Raw genomic sequence first — 20,078 nt, forward strand, 5'->3', positions numbered from 1 at the left:
GAAGCCTTTTGTGTTTGTTCCTTCATAGATTAGAAAGTTATTTAATATACAAGTAAATGGTTTATGTTTATAGACTGTATTTTTAACTGAAAGGAGGTAATAGTTCTTATAATGAAACCAGTTCAGTATAAAATTCTACAGGCTATCCAACCAATAAACTTCTTTTAAAAACATACTAATTTGAAGTTATGTTCCACATTGAGTATTTCGAATTTATTGTTGGTAAATGTAAGTACGTATTAATATGAAATCAATTGTAACACCTCCTTTTTTATTATTCTGAAAATACAAAAAGAAGTATACAATAATTTTGATTTAATTGGAATATATTTCTTCGCAGAATTTAATGTATAACGGATTATAACTAAACATAATTAAAGATAACTAGATATAATTAAGTTTGAGTATTTTCAGTTTTTTTTTTCGCAAAAAATTTCTCTTATGAAATAAAATCGCATAATTCGACATGGGATATTGTTATTTTATAAACATTTATTACATTGTTTTTAAAAAAATGAGGATCCACAATACTTTATTTGTTTAAATTGAGTGGAAATTATTGTACAAATGTTTCTCAAAAATTAAATCTGAAAATATAGAAAAATTAGAATTTAAACTATAGTGAGAATGTTGTGGTATGTTCTGTTTGCGAGAATTAAATTTTGTACAAGTAATGCTTTTGGTAAAAGGAGGAGATACAAGAGTACTTTTTTGTAGGTAATTTATTTATTGTCTTTTATTAAGAAGGGAGAAAAATTATGAAAACAATTAAATCATTTTTATTATGTGCTGTTTCTGTTTTTATGTTCGCAATTTTTACAGGATTCTCTCCTGCTCTGGCGGAAGAAAATGTTAATAAAACTGAGATAAAAGTATTTGCTGCTGCAAGTTTAAAAGATGTTTTAGAGGAAGTTACAGCTAATTATGAGAAAACTCATGGAAATGTAAAGTTTACTTTCACTTACGGGGGTTCAGGCTCACTTCAACAAATGATTGAGCAAGGTCAATCAGCAGATCTATTTATCTCCGCTGCCGAAAAAAATTTCACTCCTCTAGTTAAAAAGGGGTATATCAATCCGAGCCAAGCTATTAATTTTTTAGGGAATGAATTAGTATTGGCAACACCAATTGAAAATAATATTGTGCATAGTTTTTCAGACTTGAACACAAATAATGTGCAAAAGATAGCTATTGGTAATCCTGCAACAGTACCTGCTGGAATGTATGCAAAACAAGTATTTGAAGGGCTGAATCTGTATGAAGTTTTAAAACCTAAATTTGTATTAGCAACTGATGTAAGACATGTATTGTCGTTGATCGAAACGAAGCAAGTTGATGCTGGGCTTGTATATAAGACAGATGCACTCATTTCACCTCAAGTAAAAATAGTAGATACAGCAGATTCTAGTTTACATGATCCTATTATTTATCCAATGGGTGTTCTTAAAGCGACACCGTCTCCAGTTGAAACTACAGAATATTATAACTATCTTCAAACGGACCAAGTAAAAGAAGCATTTGTAAAATACGGATTTTCAGTGCTAAATCAGAAACAGGGATTAAACAAAGCAGCATAAACATAAATTGTAGATTTTGTACAAACTTAGAGTATCCACCATTAGATAAAAAATATTTAGTGGTGGATACTTTCTTGTTTTGTAAATATCAAATTAAGTATTAACGATAATTAGATAAATAAAGAAGTTTTAATTCTTTTTTAGGAGCTACTTAAAATGAATTCTATGTTTGAAGTTGTCATATGTGATTTAGATGGTACTTTGCTAAACAATAATAAAGAGATTAGTAATAGGACATTAAAGACTATACAATCTTTAAATCAAATGAAAATACCTGTTATTCTCGCAACGGCAAGAGCACCAAGAGATATAGAAACTTATTTAAAAGAATTAGCACTTGATACTCCTAGCATTTGTTATAATGGGGCATTAATTTTTGATAATAGAAAAAGTGAAATACTTACGTCTAATATGATTGATATTTCCATAGTGAAAAAATTATTTGAAGTATTAAGAGAAGAAAAAAGCATTGAAAATTTTTTAGCTGAAAAAAATAACGAATTTTGGGTGGATGTAATTGATAAAGATGTACAGTGCTGGATTGATGCGGGTTGTCCACCACATGCAATAGGATATCCATCTACTTTTTTAGATGACCATTTATCTAAGTTGATCGTTAGGGGAAATACCGAATTTATTATCAGAATTTTAGAAAAACAATTCAAAGAACACTTAATTTATACATTTTCTGACTCCCGTAAAGTTTGGTTAGAAATTTTGTGTAAAAATGCAGGGAAAGCAGCGGCTGTAAAGTGGATAGCGAATCACTACAGTGTCCCACTTTCAAACATAGTGGCCTTTGGTGATGCAGAAAACGATATTGGAATGTTAGAACTAGTTGGTATGGGGGTTGCTATGGGGAACTCTGGAAAAGATGTGCAATTAAGAGCGAATTGTATTGCACCAACAAATGAAAATGATGGTGTAGCACACACTTTACGTGGGATTTTTTCTATATAAAGACTATAACTTATAAAGGGAAAGGATAGAATCTAATGACGAAAAACGGTTTGTTATATACATGTGGTAAATCAAAATCGATGTATCATGGTGAGGAAAATGATTCAATTATCATGCATTTTTTGGATAGTGTATCTTCTTATACACAAAATAAAAATGCTCGAATTATAGGAACTGGAATACTAAGATGTGAATTTTCTTCTCACATATTTGAGTTGCTCCATAAAAAAGGGGTACCGAATCATTATATATCCAATATAGGAATGGGGAGAATGAAAGTTAACAAATTAGATATGATTAAATTGGAGATAATTCCTCGAAATATTGCAGCTGGTTCAATTGTAAGGAATTATCCTATCCAATATGGACAAGTTTTTAATCAGCCTATTTTAAAGTTAGACCTCAAATATTCAAACGATCCGATGATGAATTCCGATTACATTGTTGCAATGGGCATTGCTACTAAAAGAGAAATAGAAGTTATACGAGAGATAGCTTTTGAATTAAATGCTATTTTAAAGGGTTTTCTTTTGGAAAGAGGAGTAAAATTAGTTGATTTTAAGTTCGAAATGGGAAGAAATGCAGCAGGTGAGTTGGTAATAGGAGATGAAATTTCTCCAGATGGTATGCGTCTTTGGGATATAGAAACAAACCAATCTCTAGATAAAGATGTATTTCGTTACAACAAAGGAGACTTGGTACATGCTTATGAAGAAATATTGAAACGTATAATGCCAGTAGAGAGTATGAAATAATAAGATGAATAATGTAGATGTGAATTTTATTGAATACTCAACTGATACAGCTAGTTTTGAGTTATCTCCAGAGAGAAAACCGGTTTTATATGTAAATCCAGGTCAAGAAATCTCAATGGAGATAATGAATGCATTTTCACAAGAGACGGATAATGAAGAGGAACTAAATAATGTAATTAATAAAGGCAAACATCATCCGTTTACAGGGCCAGTTTATATCAATGGAGCATTGCCAGGAATGACAGTAGCTATAAAAATTAAAAATATTCATTTAGCAAAGCATGCATATACATGTATTTCACGTTCTTCAGGAGTGTTGAAGGGGCAATTCACAGAACGAAATTATAAGAAAATAGAGATTAAAAATAATAGGATAGATTTTGAGGGAATTGATTTACAGGTTAGACCTAGCTTGGGAGGAATAGGACTAGCTGATCCCTTTAGAACAAGAAATGGTGCGACATGTAAATACGGAGGGAATTTAGATATCCGTTGGTTGGTTGAAGGAACAACAATTTATTTACCAGTAGCTGTCGAAGGTGGTTTATTATACGCTGGTGACTTACATGCTCTACAAGGAAATGGAGAACCCTCAGGGATTGCTTTAGAGGCATCAGGCACTTTACAAATAAATGTAAATATATTTGAAAATAATATTCCTACTCCCATTTTACAGGTAGAACAAGGGCTTGTAATAATTGGCTTTGGGGAGACATTTGAAGAAGCTGTTAAGATGGGCGTAGATATTTCTACAAAGATAATAGCTCAAGCAAATCATATGAATAAGGCAGATGCCTACATGTTATTGGGATGTACTTCGGACATTGTTATTGGGCACTTAACAGGGAGAATTAAAAGTGTAGGAGTGTTAATTCCATTTGAAGTTTTACGTATAGAAGATGTACTGATTAAAAAGTAAACAAAGAAGAAAATGAAAAATTATTAACATTTGATTTTATATTTTCTATGAAGAGAGGAATCACTTTGTCAGTTAATGAAGAGTTTATTACAATTGCTCTTTCAAAGGGACGCTTATTATCAGAAACCTTGCAGATTCTAAGAGCAAGTGGGATTAATATCCCCTTAGATTTAGAAAGTTCGCGTGAACTGTGTTTTGAGTTAAGTGAACAAAATTTGCGCTTTATCTTGGTGAAATCAGTAGATATTTTACTTTTTTTAGAGAAAGGAATTGCTGATTTAGGCGTTGTAGGAAGTGATTTACTAATAGAAAAGGGTGAAGGTTTTGTAGATATACTTGATCTTAAAATTGGCCAATGTGAACTGTGTGTTTGTGCAAAACCTGGAATAAATATAAGAGATGTAAAATCTGTAGCAAGTAAATATCCTGTAATTACAAAGAGATATTTTGATCAGCAATACCATGATATAGAAGTGATACATTTAAATGGTTCGGTGGAAATTGCTCCAGTGTTGAATATGGCGGATTGTATTGTGGAAATAGTGCAGTCAGGTAAGACACTTGCTGAAAATGGATTAATAATCTATGAAAAAATTGAAGAGATTTCAGCAAAAATAGTTAAAAGAAAAAAATCATTATATGAAAAAGAAAAACAAATTAATGACTTTTTAGCAAACTTTAATAATTATTTTTATAACATTAATGTGCCATCTAAGTTATAAAAATAACATTTTGAGAAAATAGGTGGTGTTTTGAAGTGAAAATAATAGTAATAACTGGTGCAAATCGCGGTTTGGGATACGGAATTGCAAAATCATTTGCGGAAAAAGGGCACAAGGTTATTGGATTGAATCGGACTTTGTGTAAAGAAGAATGGTTAGAAGAAATTAAATGTGATCTTTCACAAAAGATAGATATTGAAAAGTCTGTTGCCGAGATAATTAGAAGATATGGGAAAATAGATATATTAATAAATAATGCAGGTATAAGAAGATTTAATAACATTTCAAAGATAACAGAACAAGATTGGCAAGACAGTATAAGTACAAATCTTTCAGCCCCATTATGGTTGATTCAGTTTACTGCCCCTATGCTAAAGCAGAGTAAAGGGCTAATTATATTTATTGGAAGCCATGCGGGTGAATACTACTTTGAGCAAGGTGTTGCATATTCAAGTACAAAATCTGCTTTGCATGCAATGGCAGAGGCAGCAATCCAAGATTTAAGGTATGAAGGAATACGGGTTAGTCACTTATCCTTAGGGGCAATTGCCAATAGGTCCATGGAAAATGATGAATGGAAAATGCGCCCAAGGGATATAGGTCAATTGGCTGTCGCTATCTCAGAATTACCATCCAGCATAATGCCTGCTTTTGTAGAAGTTCGACCTTCTATGCCAAATAGGTCTCCAATCTCTGGATTGGAAAGATTACAGTATATATAAGTATTATGGCGATACTTTATTTTTTAATTCCCCATTTTTTACGGAAATGGGGGAGTTTTTTGTATTTAAAGGAAAAAACTGAGAAATTCTATGATATATCTACTATCTTAATGTAAGAATAATAGAAAACGTATATATTACAAAAAGAGTAGGGGAAAGCATCTAGAAATATTTATGTACTTTTATATATAATGGTACAAGTAATGATATATATCATTAAATTAAGGTAGTATAGTATCATATTGTAATGAAAGAGGAGCTTGTATGATGGAATTACAAGTTAGTCCCATCATACACTGATGTAAGGCTGTGATCCTTAACCTATAGTCCACTTTCTCTGACACACATATGCACTTAAATCAAGATGGTTGGTCCCCATGCCTACCAAGTTAAGGAATGCATTGTCCTTAAAAGCGAAAAAGGTGAATAGAATTCCTAAGGCCAGCTATAAATAAAATTTTTGTTTTGGGGATATTTCAAATTATTAGCTTGATAGGAATGCAAGGTAGTCCTATGTATTTTTAAAAAAAGACACCCTTAAGGTGCCTTCAACAATTTGAATTACTGTATTTGCTAGTTGGCAGGGGATGGAATTCGAGATGCTGCAAAACGTGTGCCGTTACCTGCTAAAAATTGACCAGCTATACTAGGTGTAGCAACTACTTCAACTATATCCCCAGCATTTAATCTTAAGATATCAACTGTTTCCACAATATTATCTCTTGTAATGCCTACTACATTTACTGCGCCATGGCTTTCCTTATCGGGTCCAATAGACACACCATTTACTGAGATAGATACAGTTATCTGATAAGGAGTGGTTACTACAGTTGGTTGAAAATGAACAGATCCAATAATGTTATATACCCCATCTTTTCTAGGAATAAATCTGGATGTAGTAGTATTATATTCATTTGCCAAATCAAATTGTTCATTCTGATAAAATACCTGAATCGTTGAATTGGCTTCAACTGCTTGGTTAGTAGCACTAGTAGCTCTGAATGCTGATTCCCTTGTATTATCTTTGTTTGAATCGCAACAATCTACATGTACTTTGACATAAGAATCATTACATTTCTTATATGATGAATAATCGTTACAATCCTCAAAATGATACTTTTTGCGCTGTTTATTCCACGAACAATCGTTATATTTCTCGTAATAGTTGTATTTACCCATTCTATTAAAACATCCTCCTTTCATTAGTAGGGTTACTACTAATAAATGTGGCTTGTCTTTTATTTGGAACGGCTTTTAAAGTTTTTAGACGCATATAATGATTTGTTAATTTAGTGGTGCTACACCATCGTCATCAAGCTAACAAAACCGAGATACCCCCCAAACCGAAAAAATAGGAGTATCTCGGTTATATATATTTGACCATAATCTCTTATTTATATACTGCTAGTTTTTGTAATAGTTGTTCTTTTATAACCGGCCATTCGCTTGCGATAATACTATAAACAACGGCATCTCTTATATAACCGTGGGGCAATTTTCTTTCATTTCGCAATACACCTTCTTTTACAGCACCCAGTCTTTCAATTGCACGCTGTGCTTTTTCATTTCGTAAATCAGTTTTTATTTGCACACGTAACATTTGTAATTCTTCAAAAGCGTATTGCAATAACATATACTTACACTCAGTATTTATACTTGTACGATGTACACTTGGATGATACCATGTTTGCCCAAGTTCAACCGTTTTATTATCATTCGAAATACTGTACAAACGTGTGCTACCTACAATTTCATTCGTTTTTTGATCTACAACAACAAATGGTAAATCAGTTCCCTCTTCAAAACCTTTTAGTGCTACTTGAACATACTGCTCCATATCTTGATAACTATCCATTGTAGATATTAAATACATCCATATTTCTTTATTTCCTTCCACAATGGTAAATAAACTTGCGACATCATTTACATGCATTAATCGTAACATAGCTCTATCATTTACTATTTTCATAAACTATTCTCCTTTTGTATAGGTGTTTCAGTAGTTAGCATTTCAGAATCATTTTTTGAATGATTCTTTAGGTTAGATATAAGCTGGATGATTGTCTATAATATTAAAATTATTAAGCATTTCCCTCTTATTACCATTTTCATATAATTATATCTATCTCAAAAGGTCCACCATATATATTTTTTCTTTGACTAGTGGAATAGTTCTTCACACCATTCCTGTAACTTTTTTATAAACATCATAATCTTATTTTAAATCTACCTTGATTGCTGTAATCATCACTATCAAGATAATAGAAACAAGTTATCCAAAACACTAAATACGAGAAACATATAAAAATGGGGGTATTATGAAATTTTACGCATCATTGCCTACTGATAACGAAGATTATGTAAATATATAAAGGTAACAGAAATAACTATTAAACGACTATATACGAAACCGCTACAACGCTATAAAGCTAATTTTTCGAACTATCTATAAAGTGAAAAAGACGTTATCCTTTCTGTAGGACTATAGGAAGGATAACGTCTTTGTATGTCTATTTCTGTATCTGATGAATTACAGCTATTTGCTCAAGAGATTCAACACTTTTTATCTCCAAATATTTTACGAGACCTTGCTAGAGATGTTGTGCTACCCCATCAATATAAAATAGAAAAAGTATGACTTGTTGGAAAGGACAAAGTTTTTTTATTTAATAGCATTAAAGTTTCTTAGGGTGAGGAAATTCTTTTAACGATTTTTAGACAATTTGAGACATTTATTATAATTCAATATTTATAGTATGTATTGAAAAATACGTTGCACTTATTACTTAATGTTGCTATTTTCTACGAACTCAGAGAAATTATGAAGAAACTTTAGAATAAATTGTATTATATCCCATTATGTTTAGTTAGTAGAGAATCTGATTATTTTTGATGAGTGATTTATAATAAAAAATGGTTTATGTAATTATTAAATTACCATATCAAGCCATACCAAACAACACCGAACCGAACCCAGCCGGGGGGATACCATGCCAAGCCCAACCTGATTAAATGACCTATTTCTTCAGCAATAGGGGGGTCATCTCCTATTGAACAGCTTAAACTGTTTCGACACTGAAAAATAGGGGGTTATATACCTTATGATATATAACTATCTTGAAACAAAACACTTGTTTCTATAGCTTTTTTTGTTACTATTAATAATGAGAAAAAATAAAGTAGTAGGGGAAATAAAATGAAAAAAACAATTGATCATATCGGAATCGCAGTTCGAGATATAGATAGTACGATACGTTTTTATGAAAATGTGTTACTAGGAACTTTAATAGATCGTTACGTAAGTGAAGCTCCTGGTGTGGAAAGCGAAGTAGCCATTCTTGAAGTGGATGGAGATAGAATTGAATTACTTGCACCGACAAATAATACGACATCTCCAATTGCCCGTTTTATTAAACAAAAAGGTAAAGGTGTTCATCACGTTGCGTATCGAGTAGATGATTTAGATGTGGCTTTAGAGGAATTGAAAGAACAAGGAATTCGAACGTTAGAGCATACACTTCGGATTAATAAGCACGGTAGAAGATTAATATATCTTAACCCAGCGGATACAGAAGGAACGATTATCGAGTATTGTGATTATCCGGAAGAGAAATAGAAGAAGGATATTTTTAAAAAGGTGTTACGTTATTACGTAACACCTTTTTATTTATGCATTTCACATTTTCTTCACAAATGATTCACGATAACTTTTCTTCTTTGATAACTTACATAAATATATTTTATGATATAATAACAATCGACTTTAAAAATGTAAGTTGTATCTATAGTGATAGTTACTATTATATTAGAAGTTTAGAGGTGGAAGAGAAATAAGAGTTATACTTTATAGAAGTTTATATTTAATCAGGTTAATATTTCGCCCGAGAATCAAACTTCGGAAGTTAAAGTAATGAAAATAGAGCGATGAGGAAGAAAGAAGTGAAATGAGTGTGAAAGTAATGAGAAGATTAGGGACATGGTTATTACTTGCATGTGTGCTTATCATATTGATACCGAAAAGTGCATCTGCTCATGCGTACGTTGTGAAATCAAACCCTATGGAAAATGAAACGTTGAAGAGAGCACCATCTGTTGTGAAAATTGAATTCGATGAGGACATACAAGTTTCACGTTTTAATACATTGTACGTGAGAGATACATCAGGTAAAAGAGTCGATTTAAAAGATGCTCATATTGATAAAAAAAATAAAAAACTATTAGAAGCCGGATTAAAAGAAAATCTCAAAAATGGTCTCTACTCTATTCAGTGGAAAGCTATTTCAGCTGATGGACATCCAATTCAAGGGGTTATTCCATTCCGTATTGGATTAGCAGAAGCGGGAACAGACGATGTACAGGTGGAAGAGATGGGGTATGTCCCGCAAATCGATATGATTATGGAACGTGGAATTTTATATGCGAGTTTCTCGCTATTTTTAGGAGTTCTCTTCTTTAATCTTATTATGTATAAAGGGAATGCAACCTCGGTTCGATCAAGGAGTAAGAACATAATATGGATCTCCTTATTTGGGATATTTATTAGCTTGTTATTCAACCTACCATTGCAAGCGAAAATAAATGCTGATGTTTCATGGCTAGAAGCATTCAATCCTTTACTATTAAAAGAAACATTACAGCTTTCTGTTTTTGGTTATGTATGGATTACTCAAATGGTTCTCATTAGTACGCTTATAATTGTTACGTATTTTGCGGTGAAGCATGAGAAGTTTTCGTCGTTTAAAGTATGGAGTATTCCAATACTATTGTTTATAGGGCTACTTGTTATGAAGGCCTTTAATAGTCACGCATACGGTTTAAAGTTTAAAAACATTGCTGTCGTTATGGATTTTCTACATTTATTAGCAGCTTCATTATGGGTTGGTGGTTTATCATCTATTATTCTTCTTTTACGTAAAGAGGATAACAAGTGGCATATGTATTGGGATATGATTAAGCGTTTTTCACCGTGGGCAACAGGTGCTGTCATCGTGATTTTAATAACAGGCCTTTTTAACAGTACATTTTTTATTCCAACAATCCACTCGTTATTTGATACGAAGTATGGATTGGCTTTATTAACAAAGATACTATTATTTATTTTCATGGGGATATTGGGAATTATTCATTATGTGAAAGGGAGAATGCGAGCGCAGCAAGGATTAGGAGCTACGGTGAAAGTAGAGTTTGTCATTGGAATTATCATTTTCGTAATCGTAGCTTTTATGACAAACGTACAAACACCACCGATGCCTCCTACTGGACCATTTACAGAGAGTAAGCAATTAGATAATGGATATGAACTTACGCTAAATGTAAGTCCGAATAAGGTAGGACAAAATAAATTCCATATTACACTAAAGGACGAAAAGGGACAGCCTGTTACTGATATGGAACAAATGATATTGACGACTCAATCATTAGATATGAACATGGGAAAAGGTTCATTTAAAGTTTCAGTAGTTTCACCAGGAGAATATGAAGCAGAAGGTATGTATATTAATATGACAGGAAACTGGAATATACATGTTCATGGATTAACAAAATCTCTTGATAGTTTCGATACAGATTTTAAATTTATTGTCGGTGGCAGATAAAAAGAAGCTATGTATGAAAAGGAGCTAATAGAAAATGAAACGTATAAAAAAATTAGGAACAACAATGATCGCAACAATTATTGCAATGGGAATGTTTTCGTTACCTGTTAGTGCGCACGTCACTGTAAAACCAGCAACTTCTGACGTTGGTTCTTGGGAGACATATACGATAAAAGTACCAGTTGAAAAAAATGTAGCAACAACAAAAGTTACACTGAAAATACCGTCTGGAGTAGAGTTCCAGCAGTATGAACCAGTGCCAGGATGGAAAGTTGAGGAGCAAAAAGATACAGCTGGAAAAGTTAAAACTGTAGTATGGGAAGCAACAGGAGAAGGGATTTTACCCGGTCAGTTCCAGCGATTTACTTTCGTCGCTAAAAATCCGGATAAAGAGCAAAAAATAGCTTGGGACGCATATCAACAATATAAAGATGAAGAAATTGTTGAATGGACAGGCGATGAAAAAGCTGAAAAACCGCATTCACTTACTACAATTGCAAAAGGTACGTCATTAACAGGAGAACATGGTGAAGTGTCTAGTGTAGAAAAAAATGAAGGTACTAGTAATATGCAATTGATAGCAATTGTCTTATCTATTTTTGCCATAGTATCGTCGGTAAGTGCGTGTGTTTTTGTAGTACGTCGTAAAAAGTAAGACGTAAGAAAGAGCCTACAAACAGTAGGCTCTTTCTTACGTTTATTTCAATTCAACTTGCTGCCTTACAGCAAGTGTTTTCGGTTTTATATTTACAAAACAAATACTCACAACAATAAATAATAGTCCGATGAATAAGCTAATGGTAATAGCCTCATGTAAGAAAATTGAACTTACAATAATAGCTATTAGTGGAATGAGGAATGTATAAGCCCCAACTTTACTTGCTTCACCAGCTCCAACAAGTGTGAAGTATGCAAGCCACCCCATTGCAATAACAAAGAATGAAATAAAGAGAAGTACGCTAACAAATGGCATACTCCAAGCGATACTAGACCAGCTTTCAAACTCTGAACCAAATCCAATTAAGCAAAGACCACCAATAATAAGCTGAAGTGTTACCATCCAAATGGCATTAACACGGTGACCAGTCTTCTTAATGAATACTGTGCCAAGTGCCCAGCCAATAGCGCATCCTAACGCGAGAAGGATTCCAATGATAGAAATATGTCCTGTTAAACTGCTAGAGCTAATAACACCTACACCAATAAATCCGAGAACAAGCCCGAAAATTTTCAAGCCGTACATTGATTCTTCAAGCCATATCCACGAGAAAATACCGAGTAAAACTGGTTGTAGAAATACAATGGCGGAAAATAACCCAGCAGGCATATATTGAAGGCCGACAGTTTGTAATCCGTAAAATATAATGATGTTAAGTAAAGAAGAAATAACGTATAAATGCCACGTTTCTTTTAAATGTAACTCTTTGTATTTCGGTAATGCGAACAGGAGTAAAATGAATCCTCCAATTAAAGTTCGAACGCCTGCAAATAAAACAGGTGGTGTATAATGCAGGGCAAACTTTGATAAAGGCCAATTGATTCCCCACATGAAAACGAGAAAGGTAAGGATGATGGCCGTCTTAGTTCGAGAAAGCTGTGTCACTGAAAGACCTCCTTGTTGTTATTCATTTCACTATGATATGATATCGACTGTAATAAATAAAATGAATCTTTTTTATGAGGAGTATAAGTGATTAGTTATGACCATTACACAACTGCAAGTATTAATAAAAACTGTTGAGTTAGGTAGTTTTACGAAAGCTGCCAGGGTATTAAATATGACGCAGCCAGCTGTTAGTCATGCGATTTCAAGTATTGAGTCAGAGTTAGGAGTTACTATTCTTATACGTGATAAGCGAAAAGGGCTCCTCGTTACGGATGTAGGAAACAGGATTCTTGTACATATTAGAGAGATTTTGAACGGTGTAGAGAAGATTGAACAAGAAGTTGCGATGGAGAAAGGACACGAAGTTGGGACGATTCGAATTGGTAGTTTTCCGAGTGCTTCTGCACATTTCTTACCCAAAATGATAAACCTTTTTAAGGAGAAGTATCCGAAATTAGAAGTGGTTCTTTGTGAAGGAACGATTAAAGAAGTTGAAGATTGGTTAGTATCGAGGGTTATTGATATAGGAATTGTTATTTTGCCTAATAAAGATATGGAGATTGTTCCATTAACGAAGGGGAAAATGGTTGCTATCTTAAGAGAGGATCATCCTCTCTGTAAGAAGGACTCTATTACAATTAGTGATTTAGAGAATGAACCAATCATATTATGTAAGGGCGGATACGAACCACCTATTATTGATATGTTTAAACAAGCAAACGTACCACTTCGGGCTGAATATGTAATTTCGACAGTTACTACAGCTTTAAATATGATTCAAGAAGGATTGGGCATTGCAATATTAGCTGAATTATCTTTAACGAATTTACCAAAAAATGTGCAAACGAGAGAATTGGAACCACAAGTATGGAGAGAAATTGCTTTAGCTGTTCCTTCATTAAAGGATTCTTCAATCGCTGTGCAGCTATTTATTGAAGAATTTCAATCGCTATTTGCAGAATAAAAAGAGGTGTCTCATATATCATAATGGGACACTTTTTAATTTACTTATAAAAAATCTATGAAAAGGATTGACTTATTTTTTAGTTGTAACTATAATGATTACATCGAGGTGGTGATTACGATGAAAATTAGTAGCCGCTTTTCCATAGCTGTTCATATTTTATCTATTTTGAAAAACAATCCATCTTCACTTTGTACTTCAGACTATATGGCTGAGAGTGTTAATACAAATCCAGTAGTCATTCGTAAAATCATGTCGTACTTGAAACAAGCTGGCTTTGTTTACGTAAATCGTGGACCGGGTGGCGCGGGATTACTAAAGGATTTATATGAAATCACATTGTTAGATGTGTATCATGCAGTGAACGTAGTCGAAGAAGACAAGCTATTTCATATTCACGAGAAACCGAATCCAGATTGTCCAATTGGTGCGAATATTCAAGCGGTGTTAGAAATTATTTTAATTCAAGCACAATCCGCGATGGAAGAAGTTTTGAGAAATATTACAATGGGGCAGTTGTTTGAAACTTTGCAAGAAAAAATGAATGCTTAAATCATATTTATATTTTTTTGTCATTAATGTAACCGATTTGATTACAACAATAAAGGTAAGGTGTAAAAGTTATGACTGTAAAAATGAAAGTATACTCAGATTTTATATGTCCGTTTTGTTTTTTAGCAAAAGGTCCATTAGATGAGGTAGCGAAAGAGAAAAATGTAGAGATTGAATGGATGCCATTTGAATTACGTCCAAGTCCATATTCAAAAATAGATCCATGGAATGAACCAGAAAAATTAGGTTCATGGGATGCTTTCATTCTTCCGACAGCGAAGAAGTTAGGAATTGATATGCGCTTGCCACGTGTTTCACCGCATCCATATACACATTTAGCTTTCGAAGGATGTCAATTTGCGAAAGAACGTGGACTAGGTAATGAGTATCATCACCGCGTATTCACAGCATTTTTCCAAGAAGAGCAAAACATTGAAGATATTGATGTGTTAACAAAATTAGCGGTAGAAGTAGGACTTCCTGAGGCGGAATTTAAAGATGCTTTAGTAACTCGTAAATATAAAGAAAAGCATCAAGAAGCAATTCAACACGCATATGATGAAGCGAATATTATGGCTGTTCCAACTGTCATGATTGGAGATGAAGTCATTCAAGGGCTTGCTAGTAAAGAAACACTAGAAAGGGTCATTGATAAAGAAATTGAAAAGGATAAAACAAATTCATTTGAAGGTATGCAATGTAATACCGATGGATATTGCTAATTCGCTTGTTATGAAATAACAAAATAAATTATAAAACAAACATTTGGAGGAATTAAAATGTCAGCAACTACAACAAACTTAAAAGAAGCAATCGTGAACCGCCGTTCAATTCGTAAAGTAGCAAAAAACGATGCAATTACGAAAGAAAGAATTGAAGAAGTGTTAAAAACAGCTTTACACGCACCAACATCTTTCAATATGCAAAGTGGTCGTATGGTTGTATTAATGGATGGAGAGCATGAAAAGTTTTGGGATATCGTTAAAGAAACACTAAGAGCCCGCGTACCAGCAGAAAACTTTGAAGCGACTGTAGAAAGACTAAAAGGCTTCCATGCAGGTGTAGGAACAGTTCTATTCTTTGAAGATCAAGCAACTGTAGAAAAAATGCAAGAAAATGCGCCATTATATAAAGATCAGTTCCCATTCTGGTCTCATCAAGGAAATGCGATGTTACAACATACTGTGTGGATGCTATTATCTGCTGAAGGAATTGGAGCGTCATTACAACATTACAACCCAATCGTAGATGCTGAAGTGAAAGAAACTTGGAACATTCCGGCAGAGTGGAGCTTAGTAGGTCAAATGCCATTTGGTGAACCAAACGAACAACCAGCAGAAAGAACGTTCTTACCTACTGAAGATGTAGTGAAATTTTATTAAGAAATACAATATGTAACGAGAAGGAAGCTGTGCTTAAAAACAGCTTCCTTTTTTGTAGTGGTGTTAATTTATGCGTATTTAGGGAAGAAATATAAGAAATAATACGGTGAGAAGGGAATTAGAAAAATGAATGATGAGAAAAAATATACAGTGGTAGGTACTGATGTTGAGGAAGTAAAGCGTTTAAATAAAAATTCAGGGTTAACGTATAATCAAGTGAAAGAAATGTTAGCAAAGCAAATGCAAAAAAAGAAGTAATTAGATTGAAATCTTTCATTTTTCCATTTAGCATTTTGATTGGAGAGAGTTAAGTAAAAGGTAACTCTCTTTTTTGTATAGCTAACCATCTTATAGAGTGGAGGAAGCAACATGAAGAAATGGGTAAAGGTAACGCTGTCTATCACTGGAGGCATTGTCTTATTAGCGTGTGCTGGTGGATATTACGTGTATAAAAATTATTTTCCAAAGGAACCTGAGCGTATTGTATATGATAAAGAAAGAGTGCTACAACCGATACATAATCAGCTTAAAGGAATCAATATAGAAAATGTAAAGATAAAAGAAAAAGAAGTCGTAAATGCGACTGTAGATGAGCTTCAAAAAATGATTGATGATGGAAAGTTGTCATATGAAGAATTAACGAGTATTTATCTCTTTAGAATACAAGAACATGATCAAAATGGAATAACATTAAATTCTGTTACAGAGATAAATCCTAATGCGATGGAAGAAGCAAGAAAGTTAGATCAAGAGCGGGGTAGAAACAAAAATTCGAATTTATATGGTATTCCTGTGGTTGTAAAAGATAATGTACAGACGGAAAAAGTGATGCCGACTAGTGCAGGAACTTATGTATTAAAAGATTGGATTGCAGATCAAGACGCAACAATTGTGAAGCAGTTGAAAGAAGAAGGAGCATTTGTTTTAGGAAAAGCGAATATGTCTGAGTGGGCGAACTATTTATCTTTTACAATGCCAAGCGGGTATAGCGGGAAGAAAGGACAAAATTTAAACCCGTACGGTCCGATTACATTCGATACTTCAGGATCAAGTTCAGGATCTGCTACAGTAGTTGCAGCAGATTTTGCACCGCTTGCAATTGGAACAGAAACGACGGGATCGATTGTTGCACCCGCGGCGCAGCAATCAGTAGTTGGGTTACGTCCATCTTTAGGTATGGTAAGCAGAACAGGAATTATTCCGTTAGCTGAAACTCTTGATACAGCAGGACCTATGGCAAGAACGGTAAAAGATGCAGCAACATTATTTAATGCAATGATAGGTTATGACGAAAAAGATGTTATGACAGAAAAAATGAAAGATAAAGAAAGAATTGATTATACAAAGGATTTATCGATAGATGGATTAAAAGGGAAAAAGATAGGGCTTCTTTTTTCTGTAGACCAACAAGATGAAAATAGAAAAGCAGTAGCAGAAAAAATTAGAAAAGACCTTCAAGATGCAGGTGCGATATTAACTGATAATATCCAGTTAAGTGCTGAGGGTGTAGATAATTTGCAAACATTAGAATATGAGTTCAAACATAATGTAAACGACTATCTTTCACAGCAAAAGAATGTACCGGTAAAATCGTTAGAAGAGATTATAGCGTTTAATAAAAAGGATAGTAAAAGACGAATAAAATACGGACAAACATTAATTGAAGGGTCTGAAAAATCTGTTATAACGAAAGAAGAGTTTGAAAACGTAGTGCAAACGAGTCAAGAAAATGCAAGAAAAGAGCTAGATAGGTATTTAGTAGAAAAAGGTTTGGATGCTCTAGTTATGATTAATAACGATGAAGTTCTTCTATCAGCTGTAGCTGGTTATCCGGAATTAGCGGTTCCTGCTGGATATGATCAAAATGGAGAACCAATCGGTGTAGTGTTTGTAGGGAAACAGTTTGGTGAAAAAGAGCTTTTCAATATTGGATATGCGTATGAACAGCAGTCTAAAAATAGAAAATTACCTAGTTTATAAAAGATTATATGAAAAATAACTGGAATCTAACAATATGAAAAGAAAAAAAGGATTCTTCTCAATTAGTAAGAAAGATTGTCTATAGGAGTTCATAAAATGTAATATATTCAATTTCCATCCATTGAAGGGGGAGGTTAATTCTTAATGAATGAAGTAAAGAGTTTTTTTCGAAGTAGAGGGTTTCAACGGTTTCTCGTTTTAATAATAGTAGCGCTTGTATTATACGCATTAAAAAGTATGATTAATTTAATATTAATTACGTTTATACTGACGTTTTTAATGGATCGATTTCAACGTTTTATTTCAAGAAAATTGAAAGTAAACCGGAAAATTGTTATTGCATGTTTATATATAATACTAGTTTCCTTTATAGGCACAACGTTATATAAATATTTACCTGTGCTGACGATACAAATTTCACAATTAATTTATCAGTTTAAACTATTTTTTCAAAATCCACCTGATAATGAAATCGTTAAATATGCACTTTCGACAATTAATGGGATGGAAGTATCAAAATATATAGAACAAGGTGTAGATGTCATCTATCAATCGATAGCAAATATAGGGAAGGTAAGTTTACAAATATTATTATCTCTAATTTTAAGCTTATTTTTCTTATTAGAAAAAGAGCGTATTATTACATTTACATCTAAGTTTAAAGATAGTAAGTTAAAAATCTTTTATGAGGAAATTGCATATTTTGGTGAAAGATTTGCAAGATCGTTCGGCAAAGTAATTGAGGCTCAGTTTTTAATTGCCGTTGTAAATTGTATTCTTACTGTCATTGCATTAATCGTTTTAGGATTTCCACAGCTACTTGTATTAGCTGTTATGATTTTCTTACTAGGGTTGATTCCTGTTGCAGGTGTGATTATTTCTTTGTTTCCACTTTGTATCATTGCTTACAACGTAGGCGGAGTTATGTACGTAGTATACATACTCGTATTCATAACAGTAATCCATGCTCTTGAAAGTTATTTTTTAAATCCGAAGTTTATGTCTGCAAAAACAAATTTACCAATATTCTACACATTTATGATTCTTATCTTCTCAGAGCATTTCCTCGGAATATGGGGGCTTATTATCGGGATACCAATCTTTATCTTTTTATTAGATGTACTTGATATAAATAATGAGGATGCGACTAAAAAATAAGAAATGATAGAAAATCACTAAAAAGTCATAGGAGATAATGAAAATAAAAAGCAATCCAAAATAAATTGGATTGCTTTTTATCTTAATTAAAGAACCGGAGCCATTGTTTCTTTCAATACTTGAACAGAGTGATCGAATTTTAATTCTTCATCTTCACTTAATTCAACCTCTAAAATTTCACGAACACCGCCGCGATTTAAAACAGCAGGTACCCCGATATAAACATCTTTTTGACCGTATTGACCTTCTAAGTAAGCTGATACAGTTAATACACTATTTTCGTCGTTTAAAATTGCTTTTGTAACACGTAGAAGTGACATACCGATACCATAATAAGTTGCGCCTTTACGCTCAATAATATGGTAAGCTGCATCACGGACGTTTATGAAAATTTTGTCTAAATCTTCTTGATTATACGTGTTGTCTTTTTCAAGCAGTGTTTGTAGTTTTTGGATACCAACGGAAACATGGCTCCAAACTGGAAGTTCAGTATCGCCGTGTTCTCCGATAATATAAGCGTGAATGTTGTGTGGACCAATATCGAAGTACTCACCTAACATATAGCGGAAACGAGCAGAATCAAGCGTTGTACCAGAACCGATTACACGTTCTTTCGGTAAACCAGATTCTTTCCAAGTTACATAAGTTAAAATATCTACAGGGTTTGTTGCGATTAAGAAGATGCCATCAAATCCGCTATCCATAATACTGCGAACGATTTGTTTAAAGATTTTGGCGTTTTTCTCAACTAAATCTAAACGTGTTTCGCCTGGCTTTTGTGGTAATCCAGCTGTAATAACTACAAGGTCAGCATCTTTACAATCTTCGTAGCTGCCTTTCCATACTCTAGTTGGAGCTGGGGCGAATGGAACAGCATGACTTAAATCCATTGCTTCCCCTTCAGCTTTTGCTTCATTTACATCGACTAAAACAAATTCTTCAGCTACGGCTTGGTTAATCATGCAGTAAGCATAACTACATCCAACTGCTCCTGTTCCTACTAATACAACACGGTTAATACCTTTTTTCATTTCAAAATTCCTCGCAATTTCATTGGTTTTGTTATGTAAGATAATACGTCTTACTTCTATAGAGTCATATCTAGTTTATTACATTTTATAAAAGATATTCAAGTATTTGAAAATGTATCCGTGCAAATCTGCGAACAAAACATAGGAATTCAGTGA

Annotated in this window: 20 protein-coding genes; 16 read left to right on the plus strand and 4 right to left on the minus strand. The window is 33.3% G+C overall.

Going from position 1 to position 20,078, the window contains the following annotated elements; genetic code table 11:
- Positions 1–758: 758 nt before the first annotated feature.
- The 6 genes from modA (at position 759) to BHV55_RS09645 (ending at position 5,655) form a co-directional block, all read left to right on the plus strand.
- The gene (gene modA / locus BHV55_RS09620; protein ID WP_070757575.1) at positions 759–1,577 is read left to right on the plus strand and encodes a molybdate ABC transporter substrate-binding protein; all 819 of its coding nucleotides are present in this window, start codon (positions 759–761) and stop codon (positions 1,575–1,577) included.
- A 156-nt stretch (positions 1,578–1,733) separates the two neighbouring features.
- Positions 1,734–2,537 carry a Cof-type HAD-IIB family hydrolase gene (locus BHV55_RS09625; RefSeq protein WP_001087478.1) on the plus strand — a complete coding sequence of 268 codons (804 nt, stop codon included), beginning with the start codon at positions 1,734–1,736 and terminating at the stop codon, positions 2,535–2,537.
- A gap of 35 nt (positions 2,538–2,572) precedes the next feature.
- A complete protein-coding gene (locus tag BHV55_RS09630) occupies positions 2,573–3,292 on the plus strand; it encodes a phosphoribosylaminoimidazolesuccinocarboxamide synthase (RefSeq protein ID WP_000164571.1) in 720 nt (239 codons plus the stop codon).
- A gap of 4 nt (positions 3,293–3,296) precedes the next feature.
- Entirely contained in the window at positions 3,297–4,211 is a 915-nt protein-coding gene (locus tag BHV55_RS09635) for an acetamidase/formamidase family protein (protein WP_070757573.1), read from the plus strand.
- 65 nt (positions 4,212–4,276) lie between these two features.
- Positions 4,277–4,933 (plus strand): ATP phosphoribosyltransferase, encoded by a 657-nt coding sequence (hisG, locus tag BHV55_RS09640; protein WP_000115577.1) that lies wholly within the window; start codon positions 4,277–4,279, stop codon positions 4,931–4,933.
- Between the two features lie 35 nt (positions 4,934–4,968).
- Entirely contained in the window at positions 4,969–5,655 is a 687-nt protein-coding gene (locus BHV55_RS09645) for an SDR family NAD(P)-dependent oxidoreductase (protein ID WP_061457063.1), read from the plus strand.
- A gap of 573 nt (positions 5,656–6,228) precedes the next feature.
- On the opposite strand, the gene BHV55_RS09650 is transcribed toward BHV55_RS09645, so the two are convergent.
- Both BHV55_RS09650 and BHV55_RS09655 read right to left on the minus strand, forming a co-directional pair.
- Positions 6,229–6,834, minus strand: coding sequence for a hypothetical protein (locus BHV55_RS09650; RefSeq protein ID WP_070757571.1), 606 nt, complete (start codon positions 6,832–6,834; stop codon positions 6,229–6,231).
- Between the two features lie 211 nt (positions 6,835–7,045).
- Positions 7,046–7,624, minus strand: coding sequence for a GNAT family N-acetyltransferase (locus BHV55_RS09655; RefSeq protein WP_070757569.1), 579 nt, complete (start codon positions 7,622–7,624; stop codon positions 7,046–7,048).
- Positions 7,625–8,851: 1,227 nt separating this feature from the next.
- On the opposite strand from BHV55_RS09655, the gene BHV55_RS09660 reads away from it, so the two are divergent.
- The 3 genes from BHV55_RS09660 to BHV55_RS09670 all read left to right on the plus strand — a co-directional run bounded on the left by BHV55_RS09660 (position 8,852) and on the right by BHV55_RS09670 (position 11,904).
- Entirely contained in the window at positions 8,852–9,271 is a 420-nt protein-coding gene (locus BHV55_RS09660; protein WP_000750850.1) for a VOC family protein, read from the plus strand.
- Between the two features lie 328 nt (positions 9,272–9,599).
- Positions 9,600–11,249: a copper resistance CopC/CopD family protein gene (locus BHV55_RS09665; RefSeq protein WP_070757566.1), complete on the plus strand. Its 1,650-nt coding sequence runs from the start codon at positions 9,600–9,602 to the stop codon at positions 11,247–11,249.
- A gap of 34 nt (positions 11,250–11,283) precedes the next feature.
- Positions 11,284–11,904, plus strand: coding sequence for a YcnI family copper-binding membrane protein (locus tag BHV55_RS09670; RefSeq protein WP_000821400.1), 621 nt, complete (start codon positions 11,284–11,286; stop codon positions 11,902–11,904).
- Between the two features lie 42 nt (positions 11,905–11,946).
- Here the strand turns inward: BHV55_RS09670 and BHV55_RS09675 are convergent, their stop codons facing one another.
- Entirely contained in the window at positions 11,947–12,852 is a 906-nt protein-coding gene (locus tag BHV55_RS09675; RefSeq protein ID WP_000192805.1) for a DMT family transporter, read from the minus strand.
- Between the two features lie 97 nt (positions 12,853–12,949).
- On the opposite strand from BHV55_RS09675, the gene BHV55_RS09680 reads away from it, so the two are divergent.
- From BHV55_RS09680 to BHV55_RS09705, 7 genes are all read left to right on the plus strand, one after another.
- Positions 12,950–13,819 (plus strand): LysR family transcriptional regulator, encoded by an 870-nt coding sequence (locus BHV55_RS09680; protein WP_000156771.1) that lies wholly within the window; start codon positions 12,950–12,952, stop codon positions 13,817–13,819.
- A 120-nt stretch (positions 13,820–13,939) separates the two neighbouring features.
- Positions 13,940–14,371, plus strand: a complete 432-nt coding sequence (locus BHV55_RS09685) for an Rrf2 family transcriptional regulator (RefSeq protein ID WP_000704082.1) — start codon at positions 13,940–13,942, stop codon at positions 14,369–14,371.
- A gap of 71 nt (positions 14,372–14,442) precedes the next feature.
- Positions 14,443–15,093 (plus strand): DsbA family oxidoreductase, encoded by a 651-nt coding sequence (locus BHV55_RS09690; RefSeq protein ID WP_030025100.1) that lies wholly within the window; start codon positions 14,443–14,445, stop codon positions 15,091–15,093.
- A gap of 57 nt (positions 15,094–15,150) precedes the next feature.
- Positions 15,151–15,753 carry a nitroreductase family protein gene (locus BHV55_RS09695; protein WP_001277011.1) on the plus strand — a complete coding sequence of 201 codons (603 nt, stop codon included), beginning with the start codon at positions 15,151–15,153 and terminating at the stop codon, positions 15,751–15,753.
- Positions 15,754–15,879: 126 nt separating this feature from the next.
- On the plus strand, positions 15,880–16,011 hold the full coding sequence (locus BHV55_RS27665) for a hypothetical protein (RefSeq protein WP_000997344.1): 132 nt from the start codon (positions 15,880–15,882) through the stop codon (positions 16,009–16,011).
- Between the two features lie 111 nt (positions 16,012–16,122).
- A complete protein-coding gene (locus BHV55_RS09700) occupies positions 16,123–17,733 on the plus strand; it encodes an amidase family protein (RefSeq protein ID WP_070757564.1) in 1,611 nt (536 codons plus the stop codon).
- A gap of 144 nt (positions 17,734–17,877) precedes the next feature.
- Positions 17,878–18,891, plus strand: a complete 1,014-nt coding sequence (locus tag BHV55_RS09705; RefSeq protein WP_001006597.1) for an AI-2E family transporter — start codon at positions 17,878–17,880, stop codon at positions 18,889–18,891.
- 86 nt (positions 18,892–18,977) lie between these two features.
- Here BHV55_RS09705 and BHV55_RS09710 read toward each other — a convergent pair whose 3' ends face one another.
- A complete protein-coding gene (locus BHV55_RS09710; RefSeq protein ID WP_000715321.1) occupies positions 18,978–19,922 on the minus strand; it encodes an L-lactate dehydrogenase in 945 nt (314 codons plus the stop codon).
- Between the last annotated feature and the right edge of the window lie 156 nt (positions 19,923–20,078).

This window comes from Bacillus sp. RZ2MS9 (assembly GCF_001816185.2).
GTDB classification, from domain to species: domain Bacteria; phylum Bacillota; class Bacilli; order Bacillales; family Bacillaceae_G; genus Bacillus_A; species Bacillus_A cereus.

Excerpts from the sequence above, each read along its gene's own strand:
- BHV55_RS09655 (WP_070757569.1), bottom strand. The coding sequence starts at position 7,624 with ATGAAAATAGTAAATGATAGAGCTATGTTACGATTAATGCATGTAAAT.
- BHV55_RS09665 (WP_070757566.1), top strand. The coding sequence starts at position 9,600 with ATGAGTGTGAAAGTAATGAGAAGATTAGGGACATGGTTATTACTTGCA.
- BHV55_RS09695 (WP_001277011.1), top strand. The coding sequence starts at position 15,151 with ATGTCAGCAACTACAACAAACTTAAAAGAAGCAATCGTGAACCGCCGT.
- BHV55_RS09625 (WP_001087478.1), top strand. The coding sequence starts at position 1,734 with ATGAATTCTATGTTTGAAGTTGTCATATGTGATTTAGATGGTACTTTG.
- BHV55_RS09635 (WP_070757573.1), top strand. The coding sequence starts at position 3,297 with ATGAATAATGTAGATGTGAATTTTATTGAATACTCAACTGATACAGCT.
- BHV55_RS09680 (WP_000156771.1), top strand. The coding sequence starts at position 12,950 with ATGACCATTACACAACTGCAAGTATTAATAAAAACTGTTGAGTTAGGT.
- BHV55_RS09705 (WP_001006597.1), top strand. The coding sequence starts at position 17,878 with ATGAATGAAGTAAAGAGTTTTTTTCGAAGTAGAGGGTTTCAACGGTTT.
- BHV55_RS09670 (WP_000821400.1), top strand. The coding sequence starts at position 11,284 with ATGAAACGTATAAAAAAATTAGGAACAACAATGATCGCAACAATTATT.
- BHV55_RS09690 (WP_030025100.1), top strand. The coding sequence starts at position 14,443 with ATGACTGTAAAAATGAAAGTATACTCAGATTTTATATGTCCGTTTTGT.
- BHV55_RS09630 (WP_000164571.1), top strand. The coding sequence starts at position 2,573 with ATGACGAAAAACGGTTTGTTATATACATGTGGTAAATCAAAATCGATG.
- BHV55_RS09650 (WP_070757571.1), bottom strand. The coding sequence starts at position 6,834 with ATGGGTAAATACAACTATTACGAGAAATATAACGATTGTTCGTGGAAT.
- BHV55_RS27665 (WP_000997344.1), top strand. The coding sequence starts at position 15,880 with ATGAATGATGAGAAAAAATATACAGTGGTAGGTACTGATGTTGAGGAA.
- BHV55_RS09685 (WP_000704082.1), top strand. The coding sequence starts at position 13,940 with ATGAAAATTAGTAGCCGCTTTTCCATAGCTGTTCATATTTTATCTATT.
- BHV55_RS09660 (WP_000750850.1), top strand. The coding sequence starts at position 8,852 with ATGAAAAAAACAATTGATCATATCGGAATCGCAGTTCGAGATATAGAT.
- BHV55_RS09700 (WP_070757564.1), top strand. The coding sequence starts at position 16,123 with ATGAAGAAATGGGTAAAGGTAACGCTGTCTATCACTGGAGGCATTGTC.
- BHV55_RS09710 (WP_000715321.1), bottom strand. The coding sequence starts at position 19,922 with ATGAAAAAAGGTATTAACCGTGTTGTATTAGTAGGAACAGGAGCAGTT.
- modA (WP_070757575.1), top strand. The coding sequence starts at position 759 with ATGAAAACAATTAAATCATTTTTATTATGTGCTGTTTCTGTTTTTATG.